The sequence below is a fragment of the Margalitia sp. FSL K6-0131 genome (genome assembly GCF_038008735.1).
In the GTDB taxonomy this organism is placed as follows: Bacteria; Bacillota; Bacilli; order Bacillales; family Bacillaceae_C; genus Margalitia; species Margalitia shackletonii.
In genome coordinates this window covers 1805550-1819543 of the sequence record NZ_JBBOZS010000001.1, presented here as the reverse complement: position 1 = coordinate 1819543, position 13994 = coordinate 1805550, and the positions used below count along the sequence as shown (strand labels likewise).

General features: G+C 35.6%; 10 protein-coding genes and 1 other annotated feature. Of the genes, 5 read left to right on the top strand and 5 right to left on the bottom strand.

Annotation, left to right across the window (positions count from 1 at the left end; translation table 11 throughout):
* Nucleotides 1-187: 187 nt before the first annotated feature.
* Entirely contained in the window at nucleotides 188-820 is a 633-nt protein-coding gene (refZ, locus tag NSQ59_RS08810) for a forespore capture DNA-binding protein RefZ (RefSeq protein WP_055741168.1), read from the bottom strand.
* 206 nt (nucleotides 821-1026) lie between these two features.
* Here refZ and NSQ59_RS08805 point away from each other — a divergent pair, with 206 nt between their 5' ends.
* Nucleotides 1027-1506 (top strand): GAF domain-containing protein, encoded by a 480-nt coding sequence (locus tag NSQ59_RS08805; protein ID WP_055739014.1) that lies wholly within the window; start codon nucleotides 1027-1029, stop codon nucleotides 1504-1506.
* A 32-nt stretch (nucleotides 1507-1538) separates the two neighbouring features.
* On the opposite strand, the gene NSQ59_RS08800 is transcribed toward NSQ59_RS08805, so the two are convergent.
* Nucleotides 1539-2945, bottom strand: coding sequence for a sensor domain-containing diguanylate cyclase (locus tag NSQ59_RS08800; protein ID WP_055739013.1), 1407 nt, complete (start codon nucleotides 2943-2945; stop codon nucleotides 1539-1541).
* A gap of 413 nt (nucleotides 2946-3358) precedes the next feature.
* Between NSQ59_RS08800 and rpsD the strand changes: the two genes are divergently transcribed.
* Nucleotides 3359-3961, top strand: a complete 603-nt coding sequence (gene rpsD, locus NSQ59_RS08795; RefSeq protein WP_055739012.1) for a 30S ribosomal protein S4 — start codon at nucleotides 3359-3361, stop codon at nucleotides 3959-3961.
* A gap of 203 nt (nucleotides 3962-4164) precedes the next feature.
* Here rpsD and NSQ59_RS08790 read toward each other — a convergent pair whose 3' ends face one another.
* A complete protein-coding gene (locus NSQ59_RS08790; RefSeq protein WP_055739011.1) occupies nucleotides 4165-4452 on the bottom strand; it encodes a DUF202 domain-containing protein in 288 nt (95 codons plus the stop codon).
* Between the two features lie 196 nt (nucleotides 4453-4648).
* Nucleotides 4649-5911, bottom strand: coding sequence for a tyrosine--tRNA ligase (tyrS, locus tag NSQ59_RS08785; protein ID WP_055739010.1), 1263 nt, complete (start codon nucleotides 5909-5911; stop codon nucleotides 4649-4651).
* A gap of 47 nt (nucleotides 5912-5958) precedes the next feature.
* Nucleotides 5959-6170, bottom strand: a binding site (T-box leader).
* A gap of 319 nt (nucleotides 6171-6489) precedes the next feature.
* Here tyrS and NSQ59_RS08780 point away from each other — a divergent pair.
* Together NSQ59_RS08780 and NSQ59_RS08775 are read left to right on the top strand one after the other, a co-directional pair.
* Nucleotides 6490-9306, top strand: coding sequence for a transglycosylase domain-containing protein (locus NSQ59_RS08780; protein WP_235950770.1), 2817 nt, complete (start codon nucleotides 6490-6492; stop codon nucleotides 9304-9306).
* Nucleotides 9307-9603: 297 nt separating this feature from the next.
* Complete coding sequence (locus tag NSQ59_RS08775) at nucleotides 9604-10785, top strand: IS256 family transposase (protein WP_340830730.1); 1182 nt, start codon at nucleotides 9604-9606, stop codon at nucleotides 10783-10785.
* A 537-nt stretch (nucleotides 10786-11322) separates the two neighbouring features.
* Here the strand turns inward: NSQ59_RS08775 and acsA are convergent.
* Entirely contained in the window at nucleotides 11323-13041 is a 1719-nt protein-coding gene (gene acsA, locus NSQ59_RS08770) for an acetate--CoA ligase (RefSeq protein ID WP_340830728.1), read from the bottom strand.
* Nucleotides 13042-13336: 295 nt separating this feature from the next.
* On the opposite strand from acsA, the gene NSQ59_RS08765 reads away from it, so the two are divergent.
* On the top strand, nucleotides 13337-13969 hold the full coding sequence (locus tag NSQ59_RS08765) for a GNAT family N-acetyltransferase (RefSeq protein ID WP_055739008.1): 633 nt from the start codon (nucleotides 13337-13339) through the stop codon (nucleotides 13967-13969).
* Nucleotides 13970-13994: the final 25 nt, after the last annotated feature.

Sequence of the window (13994 nt, the reverse complement as noted above, 5' to 3'; positions counted from 1 at the left end):
ATACATCTATTTTAACGATTTTGTTATTTTATGTATGATGTATTTATGATACCATGTAACGACAATTTTTGACTATTAAATTCGCTAATTTTTGCAAAAAGAGAAGGATTTTTACACAAAATTTTCGCCCTTTACAAAAAAGAGTTCGAATATCGCATTAAATATGGTCAAAAAAACACCGCTTAAATCACGGTGTTGGTATTGGCTGGTTTGCCGTTTCCTTTTTTTCTACAGTTATTTGATCAATCCATTCCTTTAGAACAAGATAATATTTTTCAATAAAATATTTTTCCTGAGGGAATATATGCAGAACTTCCCTTAAATATTGACTGTTTAAAAATGGCATTGTAAGCATGCTCTTCAATTGAATTATTTTCATATAGATGGAAGCATTGTTTCCTTCTCCTTCCTCTAATAGACGCTTAAATAAGTAGCGTTCCTTCATTAGATAGGATGAAGTAATTTCCCTAATAACTTGTGAGTCAATCGATATTTCTCTCCAAACAAATCTTGTTAAAAAGTGATTTTTTCCTTGAAATTCTAATATCTTATAAATAGCTCTGTTTAAACATTCTTTACGGTTCTCCAACGCGATCAAATTCACTTCTTCTTCCAAAAAGTTTAAATAATGTTCAAAAAAGTACACAAGACATGCTTCAAGCAAACCTTGTTTATTATGAAAATAGTAAGAAATATTTGCAGGATTTACATTTGCCTTGTTTGATATATCTCGAATCGAAGTTCCATCGTATCCTTTTGTATTAAATAATAAAATTGCTGAATTCAAAATTGTCTCCTTTGTCGACAGAGCTGATTTCATCACGGAATCCCTCATTTCATACTTTTTCCTTGTACATTTACTTGAAATATGCTATTCCTAAAAAGAAGCAGTTCAAAAAATATTTATTATTTATACACTTCTAGCTAATATGCATTTTTCCTATAAATAAATATCGACACTTTTCATTGATATTGACGAGAAATGCTGAGTTTTAAAATATTTTGCTAAAGAATAGGGTGAATATCATGTTTCATGCAAGTGCATATCAAGGTACAAAAGAAGAGAAATACCAGCTTGTCATAAAGCAATTAGAGGCTCTGATTGAAGATGAGCCAAATCGAATTGCAAACCTAAGCAATGCCTCCGCTCTTTTAAATCAATTTTTAGAGACAATTAATTGGGTTGGCTTTTATTTAGTGGAGAATGATCAATTAGTGCTCGGGCCGTTCCAAGGACTGCCTGCCTGTGTTAGAATTCCTTTTGGTAAAGGGGTTTGCGGCACTGCTATTGCAGAAAGAAAGACAATAAGAGTAGAAGATGTTAACCAATTCCCTGGCCATATTGCATGTGATTCAGCATCCCAATCAGAGATTGTGGTTCCCATTATTAAAAATGAAGAATTGATAGGTGTTCTTGATATCGATAGTCCTATTACCAATCGCTTCGACGAGGTGGACGAAATCCAATTAGGCAGGTTTGTAGAAGTATTGGTTAAATATCTTTAAAATTAAGTAAAAGCCATCAAAATGATGGCTTTTTACATAATTTGATATTCTTCTTTTATGACTACTTGGTTTTTTCCAAGATTTTTGGCATCATATAGGCCAATATCTGCTCGATTAAACAAATTTTTTGCTTCATCTTGCCTTTTTTTGTTCCAATAAGAAACGCCGCATGAAACCGTAATTTGTGGATTTGTTTTTTCTTGTACTGCCTTTACTAATCGTTTAGCAATTTGTGCTCCAGCTTTTAAAGAGACACCAGGAAGATAGATCGCTAATTCTTCTCCTCCCCATCTTGCACCAATATCCGTTAATCGAATATTTTCTAAGATTAAATTAGCTACTTGAACAAGCACATCATCCCCTACTTGATGACCATACGTATCGTTTACTTCCTTAAAATTATCAATATCCAATAAAATAAAGGTGCCTTCATTATCACTCGTCATAGATTTTTTTATTTGATTATTCAAATAGCTTTTCACAAACAATTGCGTCAATTGATCCGTAATCACCATCTTCTCTAATTTTTCTCGCAAAATGGAATTTGAAATTGCCATAGTAGAATGGTGGATTAGGGATTGGAATAATTTAAATTTATCAAATGTAAAAAAATATGGCTGCTCATGTAAAACGATACAGAAACCTTTTAACGAATTACCTTCCAACATCGGAACTGCCATCATCGATAAGTAGGATAAAGGCTGACCCAATATTCTCCCATTCATATCACTTATGAGAATAGAATCTTTCTGTTTATTTAAGGAATCAAAGACAAATTGAATATAATCTTTGCCTTTTGAAGATGAAAAAAATTGGCTGCTTCCCTCAAGTATTAAACTTGTGTTATCCTCGTTAACAAATATAAAAGCAATTGTATTTGCATGAAAAGATTTGGAAATTTGAGCTATTAAAAATTGGGTGGTCTCATTTAAGCTGGAACTGCCATTTAAGACATGGGATGTTTCATTAATTAATCGTAAATCCTCTATTAAACTTCTGGATTGCTGATATAGTTTTGCATTTTCGATTGCACTGCCGGCAGTATTGGCAAGCAGGCGGATAAATTCAATCTCGTTTGGCTTAAACATAAATGAGGCGTATGTTATAACCTCAAGGACGCCATATACTCCCTGTTTCCCGTGCAACGGTGAATATAATCTTGTCAAATGGGTATCACATGTTGTATCAATTTGAATGGAACCATTTACAAATGCCTGCATGGCCCTATCATCCAAACTTTCATATTGCAATGGTTTAACAGGTAAATCTTGATTGTAGTCATTATCATTAGATATCATCAAACTATACTCGAATTTTGGAAATACACGTCTAAGAGTATAAATAATTTCAGAGAGAACATTCTCTACATCCATAGATGAATGGAATTTTTCTGTTACTCTAAATAATTCCTTATATAAACTTTCATTATTCATGTCCATCTACAATCACCTATATATCTAATCCTTTTATTGTTAAAGAAAAATTAACACTTTTCATAGTACTATTATACTATTAATGATTTCGATTTGCACAGAACTGAATAAAAGTTTAAGGAAATTTTCCCATAAATAAAATCGCTTCAGAATACATAATTTCTTTTAATTCGCCTTGACTTTATTGTATTAGAAACATATAATGAAATTTGTGTAAAATAATGCAGCCTGTGCGGACAACTTTATGAGCGTATTTTGTTCCCGTTCTAGGAGTTTTCTAATCGCAAACTCTAGAATGTGGTGTATCGTGTAACCCTTAGCTGCTAGGGCGATGGTACATGAAAACATCATACACATAATGGATGTTCACATCTGTTTTTATTTTACAACAAAATAAAAACAAAGAGGAGGAGTCATTCATGGCTCGCTATACTGGTCCAAGTTGGAAATTATCACGCCGTCTTGGTATTTCACTAAGCGGTACTGGTAAAGAATTAGAAAAGCGTCCTTACGCGCCAGGACAACACGGTCCTAACCAACGTAAGAAATTATCTGAATATGGTTTGCAATTGCAAGAAAAGCAAAAGCTTCGCCATATGTATGGAGTTAACGAACGTCAATTCCATAACACATTCGTAAGAGCTGGTAAAATGCCAGGTAAGCATGGTGAAAACTTCATGATTCTTCTTGAGTCTCGTTTAGACAACCTTGTTTATCGCCTTGGTTTAGCTCGTACTCGCCGTCAAGCTCGTCAGCTTGTTAACCACGGCCACATTCTTGTGAATGGCAAACGCGTTGATATTCCATCTTACCGCGTATTACCAGGACAAACAATCAGCGTTCGTGAAAAATCACGCAACTTATCTATCATTAAAGAAGCAATTGAAGTAACAAACTATGTTCCTGATTATGTTACTTTTGATGCTGATAAGCTTGAAGGTACTTTCTCTCGTTTACCAGAACGTTCTGAATTACCAGCTGAAATTAACGAATCATTCATCGTAGAGTTCTACTCTCGTTAATTAAATTGCTTATTCAATAGCAATGCTAAAAAACCTAGAAATGTTGTTATATCAACATTTCTAGGTTTTTTGTTTTTCTATTTTATTCTCTGATAATTAGTTAAAAGGATTTTGTGGGAATATCGGACACATATTTGGGTGAAATTATTAATTATTTTCCCTGTTTAAAAAGCTAAATTCATGAGTGTATAATGAAATACTTATTATTTATTCAATTGCACTTCCTTGATCATCTTTTTTGAACGGTAATAATTAAAAAAACCAATCAAAAGAAGAATTACTCCTAGTGTAATGGATATGTACGCTGTAATTTCGAACTTTATGTTCTTATCAAAAAACTCTATTAACGCTGCTGAACCTGCAAAGAATGTTAAAGATGTACGAATATAGGCTAACAGGGTCCGAATATTGGCTAGTTTTGTTCTTTCCATAGCTAATAATTCACTTGGAGATGCTGTATTTTTATTTGATACATTAGTATTTCCGCTCATACTACTGCTCCTTTTTCTGAAGGATGTGTATAGTATGCCAAAATCGATACATTTTAAGAGTAAAAAGTTGGTTGAGGAATCAATCATTTATCCTCAACTCTATACACTTACGAACAAATATCCTTATGCTATAAAATACAAATTATTTCATTCCACATAAAAACCAGCAGATTTTTTATTCTGCTGGTTTTTTCAATTAAATAAACTTGATGAGGAAATATTTTTTCTTCCCTTTACGAATAACGGTAAATTCCCCTTCAATACGGTCACTTTCCGATAATATATAGCCTACATCATTATTTCTTTCACCATTGATATAGATGGCTCCATTTTGAATGTCTTCCCGTGCTTGACGCTTAGAAGGTACAATTTTTGCTTCCACTAATATATCAACAAGATTTAAATCACTATCCTTTGGAAGATCAAAAGAAGGAACATCTTTAAAGCCTTGCTTGACTTCAGTTGCAGTTAAGTTTTTGATATCTCCGCTGAAAAGTGCATCCGTGATTTTTAATGCTTGCTGCAATGAAGCTTCACCGTGAATTAGTCGTGTCATTTCCTCCGCAAGAGCTTTTTGAGCTTTACGCAAATGCGGTTCCTCTTCCACAGATTTTGCTAATGCCTCAATTTCTTCATGAGATAAGAATGTAAAGTATTTTAAGTATTTCACCACATCAGCATCTGCTGTATTAATCCAGAATTGGTAGAATTCATATGGACTTGTTTTATCAGGATTTAGCCACACAGTTCCGCTTTCCGTCTTACCGAATTTTGTTCCATCTGCTTTTGTTACTAGCGGAATCGTTAAACCGTATGCTTTCGCTCCCTCTTCTTCCACTTTGCGGATAAGCTCTAAACCAGTTGTGATATTTCCCCACTGATCGCTTCCGCCAATTTGTAGTTTACAATCATAGTTTTGATATAAATGTAAAAAGTCAATAGCCTGCAGAATGGTATAAGTGAATTCTGTATAGGATATTCCCGTTTCTAATCTGGATGAAATAGTATCCTTCGCAAGCATGTAATTAACACCAATGTATTTTCCATAGTCACGTAGGAAGGAAACAAGATTCATGGTGCCTGCCCAATCATAGTTATTGGTCATTACAGCAGCATTTTCGCCTTCAAAGTTAAAAATTTGCTTAAGCTGTTTCTTAAGACCATTTACATTTTCTTGTACATTTTCAATAGTTAGCAGCTTTCTTTCTTCCTTCTTTCCACTCGGATCTCCTATTAACCCTGTTGCACCACCAACTAAAATAATTGGACGGTGACCAGCCTGCTGAAATCGACGTAATGTTAAATAAGGAAGCAAGTGTCCGATATGCATACTATCTGCCGTCGGATCGATTCCGCAGTATAGGGAGATTTTATTTTCATCTAACGTTTTTTGTAAGCCTTCTTCATCTGTTTGCTGATAAACAATACCCCGCCACTGTAAATCTTCTAATAAGTTCATCCTCATAATCACTCCTTTGAAAAATAAAAAGCCCCTTCGTTACATAACGAAGGGACGAAATTATCGTGGTACCACCCAACTTGAGAAAAAAATTCTCCACTCAAAAACTTTAACGGAATTCAACCGTTTGCTGCTACTAACCTTCACAGCAAAAGCTCCAGAATGTAATTCATCTTTTCTATATATACCGATTTACACCACCCACCGGCTCTCTTAGAACAGGGATAGAAAGACTACTTTATTCCTTCAATGCATTTCATATAAATTTGTAATAAAATCTTAATACATTTTAAACATACTCATGAAATAATGTCAAATCCTTTAATAAAATTCTTGCGTATTTTTATAGCCATAAGATTAAAATGCATCTGATTGACGCTCTTACAACGTTGAACAGGTAAAGGTAAAGGAATGAACCTAACCTATTTAATTTTTTTACTTAAAATACCCTTTTCAATCAAATAAATAGTATGCTTCTTTTCTTAGGGGTAATTCTATACATAACAAATAATTTACGAAAAATCTGCTAATTCCCACCCATACTTATGCTATAATGAGGGTGATTTTGGGGGGATATGATGAGAGAAAGAATACATAAGATAAAAATATTTTTCGATAAAATTTTATTGTTTTTTCAAAATGAAAAACTGCAAAAACGAACTAGAATTACTTATGGGGTTTTTTGGAATCTACTTCTTATTTTTTTTATTGTCGGTGTTATTGGTTTTGCTTTTGCTGGGGGGATCGGTGCTGGTTATTTTGCATCCTTAGTAAAGGACGAGCCTATCCGCACTTATGCTGAGATGAAGAAAGATATCAATGATGAGAATCAAACAACGAAACTATATTTTGCAAACAATGTATACCTAGGTAAAATGCGAACAGATTTAGAACGTGAAGAAGTATCCATTGACCAGGTTTCAAAATATGTAAAAAACGGACTCATTGCAACGGAAGATGAATATTTTTATGAGCATCATGGGATTGTACCGAAAGCATTATTTCGGGCCATCTTTCAAGAACTGACTAACTCTTCTAGTCAAACCGGCGGAAGCACTTTGACACAACAGGTTATTAAAAATCAAATTTTGACGAATGAGGTTTCCTTTGACCGAAAAGCAAAGGAGGTATTACTTGCCCTTCGTTTAGAAAAGTTTTTTTCAAAGGATCAAATCCTAGACGCCTATTTGAATGACACAACTTTTGGACGTAATTCATCCGGAAGGAATATCGCTGGCGTGCAAACAGCAGCCAAAGGAATATTTGGAGTAAATGCAAAGGATTTGAACCTTCCGCAATCGGCCTTTATAGCGGGATTGCCCCAAAGCCCATTTGGTTATACCCCGTTTACCAATCAAGGAACATTAAAGAAAAACTTGCAACCTGGTATTAACCGTATGAAAACTGTATTAAAAAGGATGCATGATAATGGATATATAAGTGATAAAGAATACAAGGATGCACTTCAATACGATATTAAAAAGGACTTTATTTCCTCTCAGACAAGCCCGCGGGAACAGTACCCTTGGCTTGTCGACGAAATTGAGAGAAGGGCAACAGATATCATCGCTACGATTTTAGCAAAGAAGGACGGCTATTCTGATACAGACTTACAAAAAGATAAAACCTTAAATCAAAAATATGAGACACTGGCAAATCGTAATATCCGTCAAAATGGATATAAAATTCATACTACTGTCATTAAACAGATTTACGATAAAATGCAAAAAGCGAAAAATGAATTTCGTGGGTACGGGCCTATCAATACAGTTACCTATACAGATCCTAATACGGGAAGGGTAAAGAACAGGATTGAACCGGTACAAATTGGTGCGATGCTCATTGAGAATAGTACTGGAAAAATTTTAAGTTTTGTAGGAGGACGTGATTTTAAGCTTGAACAATTAAATCACGCAACACAAGGAAAACGCCCAAATGGGTCAACAATGAAACCATTATTAGTATATGGTCCCTCCCTTGAACAAGGAAAAATTTCTCCCGGCAGTATGATCGCGGATACGAAGTTTTCTATCACATCTGGTGGGAAGGAATGGAGTCCAGAAAACTATACAATAGGAAAAGAATATGGGCTCGTTACAGCAAGACAAGCACTCGCATATTCTTATAATATTTCCGCTGCCAAAACGTATTTAAACATAATCAACGGGCGGCCCGCAAATTATTTAAAACAAATGGGCTTTACATCTTTAACCGAGGGAGACTATTATAATCCTGCTTTGTCACTTGGCGGAATTACCAATGGTGTTACAGTTGAGGAAAATGTCAATGCATATGCAACATTTGCAAACGGAGGTAAATTTGTCGATGCTTATCTAATCGATAAAATTGTCGATAAAAATGGAAAAACCATCTATCAGCATCAGGCAAAGCCAGTCCAAGTTTTTAGCAAGCAAACGTCTTATTTGGCTATTGATATGATGCGAGATGTATTAGGTTATGGAACAGCGGCATCAGCTAAAGGTATGCTTAAATTTTCAGCTGATTGGGCTGGAAAAACGGGGACCACTCAAGACTGGAAGGATGCATGGTTTGTTGCTACTAATCCTAATGTTACCTTTGGTACATGGATTGGCTATGATACACCAAGTGATTTAAGATCTTCCAATTACCCTAACTACAGTATCAGAAATCTGCAAATATGGAGTAAGCTCATGAATGCTGCATATGATGCCAAACCAAATTTAGTTGCTCCGAAAGAACATTTTAGCATGCCTAGCGGTATTGAAAGAAAATCCTATTGTGCCATATCGGGTAATCTTCCGTCCAAAGCATGCTCAGATGCAGGACTTGTTAAATCTGATTTGTTTAATGTAAAATTTGCTCCAACAAAAGTGGATAATAGCTTGATCGAAGGAAAATACGTGACCATTAAAGGCAAAAATTACGTAGCATTAGAATCTACCCCATTCGAATTTGCTAGATCTGGATTTATATTAAATCCAGACTTTATAAAAGAAATTGGTGCAGATCAAAGTAAAGATTTGCGAAAGTTGATCCCAAATAATCCGCTTTGGAGTAAAATTCTAATTCCGGATGATAAAATAACGGATGATGGAAAACCTCCATTACCTGTAAAAGTAACAACAGAAGGAAAACATATTAAATGGACGGAGTCGCCAAGTTCTGATGTTGTAGGGTACCGCGTATATAGTAAAGATGGTAAAAAACTTACATCTATCAAAAGCGGATCAACCCTATCCTATTATTCAAATAATGAGAAGGTATTTGTAGTGGCTGTGGATGTTGCAGGAAATGAGTCCATTCATTCCAATGTAATTCAGATTGGGATTGAACCTCCTAATGATAATCAAAAACCAGATGAAAACAATAATGACGATGAGAACATTGACATCATTAATGGACTAAATCATTAATCATAGAAAAAACCGGGCAAAAACCGCCCGGTCCTTTTTTGTTTGAGGACATCCGTTTCTGACTTTATGCTTTAATCCAAGTTTTTGAACAAGCTTCATCTTTGCGTTACCGTTTTTCTTGCATTACTTTGATTTCGGGCACGATTCTCTCCTTATCGTTACCGTTTTCCTTTCCTTAACCTGATTTCGAGCACGATTCTCGATTAAGTCCATATAATTGTGTAAAAAGAATAGGTCATCATCATGACCCGTGTTACAATGTTTTCGACCAAGAAACCATTTACGGAGGACATGATGATGACCCAAATAAATATTACTATAAATTTAGAAGATCTCAAAGAAAAAATTGAAAAAAGCTCACTTGAATCACCCGTAAAAGCCTCTTTGACATTAATTTTAAATTCTTTGATGGAGAAAGAAAGAGACGAATATATCAATGCTCTTTCCCATGAAAGAACAGAAGAACGTAGAGGGTATCGAAATGGTTATTATGAGCGTGAATTAATGACTGGTGCGGGCTCACTTACGTTAAAAGTTCCTCGAACTAGAGACGGTGAATTTTCTACGACTATCTTTGAAAAGTTTAAACGCTGCGATCAAGCATTAATTCTATCCATGATTGAAATGGTAGTAAATGGTGTTTCCACACGTAAAGTGACTAAAATTGTAGAAGAATTATGTGGGAAAAGTGTGTCTAAATCACTTGTTTCTAACCTAATTAAAACATTGGACCCTGCAATTAATGAATGGAGAAACCGACCACTAAACGTAAGTTATTACCCATATATTTACGTTGATGCCATGTACATTAAGGTTCGCGAAAACAAACAAGTCGTTTCAAAGAGTGTCCACATTGCTGTTGGAGTGACCGAAGGTGGCCATAGAGAAATCATTGGCCTAAAAATTAACCATACGGAGTTCACAGAAAGCTGGTCTTTCTTCTTTGAGTATTTAAAATCCAGAGGACTTCAATCTCCTAAAATGGTTATTTCAGATGCTCATAGTGGCTTAGTTTCATCTATTAAAGAGACATTTTTAGGTACTTCATGGCAACGCTGTACGGTCCATTTCATAAGAAACCTCCTGAATTCGCTACCTAAAAAAGGAACAGCTGAAGCTAGGCAAGAACTAAAATGTTTATTTAAAAACTCAGATATGGATGTTGTGAGAGATTTGAAAAATCGTTTTGTAGAAAAATATCAAGATACCAAAGGCTTTTCCAAAACCATAGACATCTTAGACAGTGGTTTTGAAGATGCAATCCAGTTTCTTGCACACCCGGTTGAGTATCATATAAGTTTACGTACAACCAACATGCTAGAACGATTAAACCAAGAGGTCCGTAGAAGAGAAAGAGTCATTCGTATTTTTACCAATGATCAGTCTGCCATAAGGATTATTGGCTCAGTATTGATGGATATTAATGAAGAATGGACGTCAAAGGATTACCCATATTTAAAAAAATCAAAAGATAATTAACTCTATCATACAGAGTGTAAAAGCCTAATTTCGAATTGACTTTGAGCCTCCAGTAGGCATGATAAAAAGCCAGGAAGCCAGGAGTTTACAACACCTGGTTTACCCTCCAGGCTATCATGCCCACCCCTCAAAGTAAATTCGAAATAATATAGTTCATTACACAAGTTGAATTAACTCGAAAATATTGTTAACACTTTTACACAATTAAATGGACTTGACTCGATTCTCTCCTTATCGTTACCGTTTTCCTTGCCTTACTTTGATTTCGGGCACGATTCTCTCCCTATTGTTACCATTTCCCTTGCCTTTCCTTCATTTCGGGCACGATTCTCTCCTTATCGTTACCGTTTTCCTTGCCTTACTTTGATTTCGGGCACGATTCTCTCCCTATTGTTACCATTTCCCTTGCCTTTCCTTCATTTCGGGCACGATTCTCTCCTTATCGTTACCGTTTTCCTTGCATAATTTATTTGATAATATATTATGTTTTCAAAAAGAAAGCCCACACCGAAATGGTGCGGGCTTTCTTTCATTTAATTAGTCTTCCATTGTTGACAAATCACCAACAGGTAAATCAAGTTCCCAAGCTTTCAATACACGGCGCATTATTTTACCGCTTCTTGTTTTCGGAAGTTTGTCACGGAACTCTATTTCTCTTGGTGCTGCATGGGCAGCAAAGCCTTTTTTAACAAATTGGCGAATATCTTCTTTTAGTTCATCTGATTCTTCATAGCCATCCATTAATGCTACGAAAGCTTTGATGATTTCACCACGCACAGGGTCAGGTTTACCGATGACTCCTGCCTCTGCAACAGCTGGATGCTCTAATAATTTACTTTCCACTTCAAATGGACCTACTCGTTCACCTGCAGTCATAATAACATCATCCACACGGCCTTGGAACCAGAAGTATCCATCCTCATCCATATAGGCGGAATCTCCTGATACATACCAGCCATTAGGGAAGAAATAGGAATCATATTTTGCTTGATTGTTCCAAATAGTATGCATCATAGATGGCCAGCCGCGTTTAATAGCTAGATTCCCCATTCGATTCGGAGGAAGAACATTTCCTTGATCATCCACAATCGCGGCTTCCACACCTGGAATCGGTTTTCCCATGGAACCTGGTTTAATTTCCATGCTTGGGTAGTTGCAAATTAAATGTGCTCCTGTTTCTGTCATCCACCATGTATCATGGATTCGATGATTAAACACCTTACGTCCCCAGCGAATTACTTCCGGATTAAGCGGTTCACCTACACTTAAAATATGACGCAGAGTGGAAAGATTATATTTCTTAATAACTTCATCTCCTGCACCCATTAACATTCGGAAGGAAGTAGGCGCACTGTACCAAACAGTTACACCAAATTCTTCAATTGTTTTATACCATGCATCAGGACTAAAACGGCCTCCGATAATTACATTGGATGTACCTGTTAACCATGGGCCAAACATTCCATATGAGGTTCCCGTTACCCAGCCTGGATCTGCTGTACACCAATAGATATCCTCTTCTTGTAAATCTAACACCCATTTAGCAGTTTGATAGTGTTGGATCATTGCATTATGGACATGAAGGACGCCTTTTGGTTTACCAGTAGAACCGGAAGTATAGTGAAGAATTAAACCATCATTTCTGTCAACCCATTCAATATCTAAACTTGACGGTGCATCTTCCAAATGTTTTAGAAAGTCTACATATTTTCCATCTTCCTCTACATCTGTTCCGACGATAAAGATGGTTTTTAAAGCCGGCAATTGGTCAACAGGAACACGGTATAATAAATCTGGTGTGGTAACTAGTACCTTTGCCTCACTATCTTCTAAACGGTCTTTAACAGCACCCTCCATAAATGCTTCAAACAACGGACCAACAATAGCGCCTAGTTTAATAGCACCTAGTGCTGCAAAATAAAATTCAGGTGATCTAGGCATAAAAATAAATACTCTATCACCTTTTTCAACATCCCCATATGATTTTAAAACGTTTCCTGCCTTATTTGTTAATTCTTTTAATTCCTTGAATGTATACTTTTCTTTTCTTGAATCATTGCGGTAATATAGTGCTATTTTATTTTTGCGAAACGATTCGGCATGACGGTCTATCGCTTCATAAGCCATATTTACCTTACCTGTCTCAGACCATGAAAAAGACTTCTCTGTTTCCTTCCAATCAAAGGTTTTGTAAGTTTCTTCATAGTCTTGAAGATTATAGTTTCCTTTAATTGCTGGTAACGTTTCCACTTTCATGATTACAACCCCTTTACCAAGATAAGAAAGTTCAATATTCAAGGCTTTATCATTAAATTATATTATGTTAACCATTTCCCTTGAACATTCTTTAAATAATTTTCACACAATTATTATAATATAAAGTTTTTAAAATCTCAATTTTTTTAGGGTTTTCGGCCACTGTTAACATGGTATAATAGAAACGGTTTACCAGAATGAAAACGCTTAACTTCAAGAAAATGTTGGTTTATTTTTTATATAATTAAGATAATTATGTATAATATTAATATCTATGTGACAGGTGGAGAACTGGATGGAGCACAGAAAAACGTATAATGCGATGGAACTGAAAACAGCACACGGAAATCTAATCATTGAAGGGCCGATTCCTTCCAAACAGCTTGCTAGCTTGGAATTCCATAAAGATTTAGTCGCTTTTCGCCCCCCTGCCCTGCAGCACAAAGCGCTAATTGAAATTGCCGATTTGCCTGAAGGCAGAATTATTATTGCTAAGGATCACGAAACCATTGTCGGCTATGTTACTTATCTTCATCCTGACCCATTAGAACGTTGGTCCGAGGGAAATATGAGTAATTTAATAGAATTAGGGGCAATTGAAGTAATTCCTAAGTATAGAGGGGCATCCGTTGGAAAAAGCTTATTAAAAGTTTCGATGATGGACGATTATATGGAAAATTATATTATTATCACAACCGAGTACTATTGGCATTGGGATTTAAAAGGAACAGGACTCAATGTTTGGGAATATCGAAAGGTAATGGAAAAAATGATGAAAACAGGCGGGTTAGAATGGTTTGCAACAGATGATCCGGAAATATGCTCACATCCTGCTAATTGTTTAATGGTGAAAATAGGTAGAAACGTTGACCAAGATTCCATTCAGCAATTTGACCGTATTAGATTTAAGAATAGATTCATGTATTAATAGTATAACTAAAAACTATCCGGGA

Coding starts and splice junctions, on each gene's coding strand:
- refZ (WP_055741168.1), bottom strand. CDS start 820: ATGAAATCAGCTCTGTCGACAAAGGAGACAATTTTGAATTCAGCAATT.
- NSQ59_RS08805 (WP_055739014.1), top strand. CDS start 1,027: ATGTTTCATGCAAGTGCATATCAAGGTACAAAAGAAGAGAAATACCAG.
- NSQ59_RS08800 (WP_055739013.1), bottom strand. CDS start 2,945: ATGGACATGAATAATGAAAGTTTATATAAGGAATTATTTAGAGTAACA.
- rpsD (WP_055739012.1), top strand. CDS start 3,359: ATGGCTCGCTATACTGGTCCAAGTTGGAAATTATCACGCCGTCTTGGT.
- NSQ59_RS08790 (WP_055739011.1), bottom strand. CDS start 4,452: ATGAGCGGAAATACTAATGTATCAAATAAAAATACAGCATCTCCAAGT.
- tyrS (WP_055739010.1), bottom strand. CDS start 5,911: ATGAACTTATTAGAAGATTTACAGTGGCGGGGTATTGTTTATCAGCAA.
- NSQ59_RS08780 (WP_235950770.1), top strand. CDS start 6,490: ATGAGAGAAAGAATACATAAGATAAAAATATTTTTCGATAAAATTTTA.
- NSQ59_RS08775 (WP_340830730.1), top strand. CDS start 9,604: ATGACCCAAATAAATATTACTATAAATTTAGAAGATCTCAAAGAAAAA.
- acsA (WP_340830728.1), bottom strand. CDS start 13,041: ATGAAAGTGGAAACGTTACCAGCAATTAAAGGAAACTATAATCTTCAA.
- NSQ59_RS08765 (WP_055739008.1), top strand. CDS start 13,337: ATGGAGCACAGAAAAACGTATAATGCGATGGAACTGAAAACAGCACAC.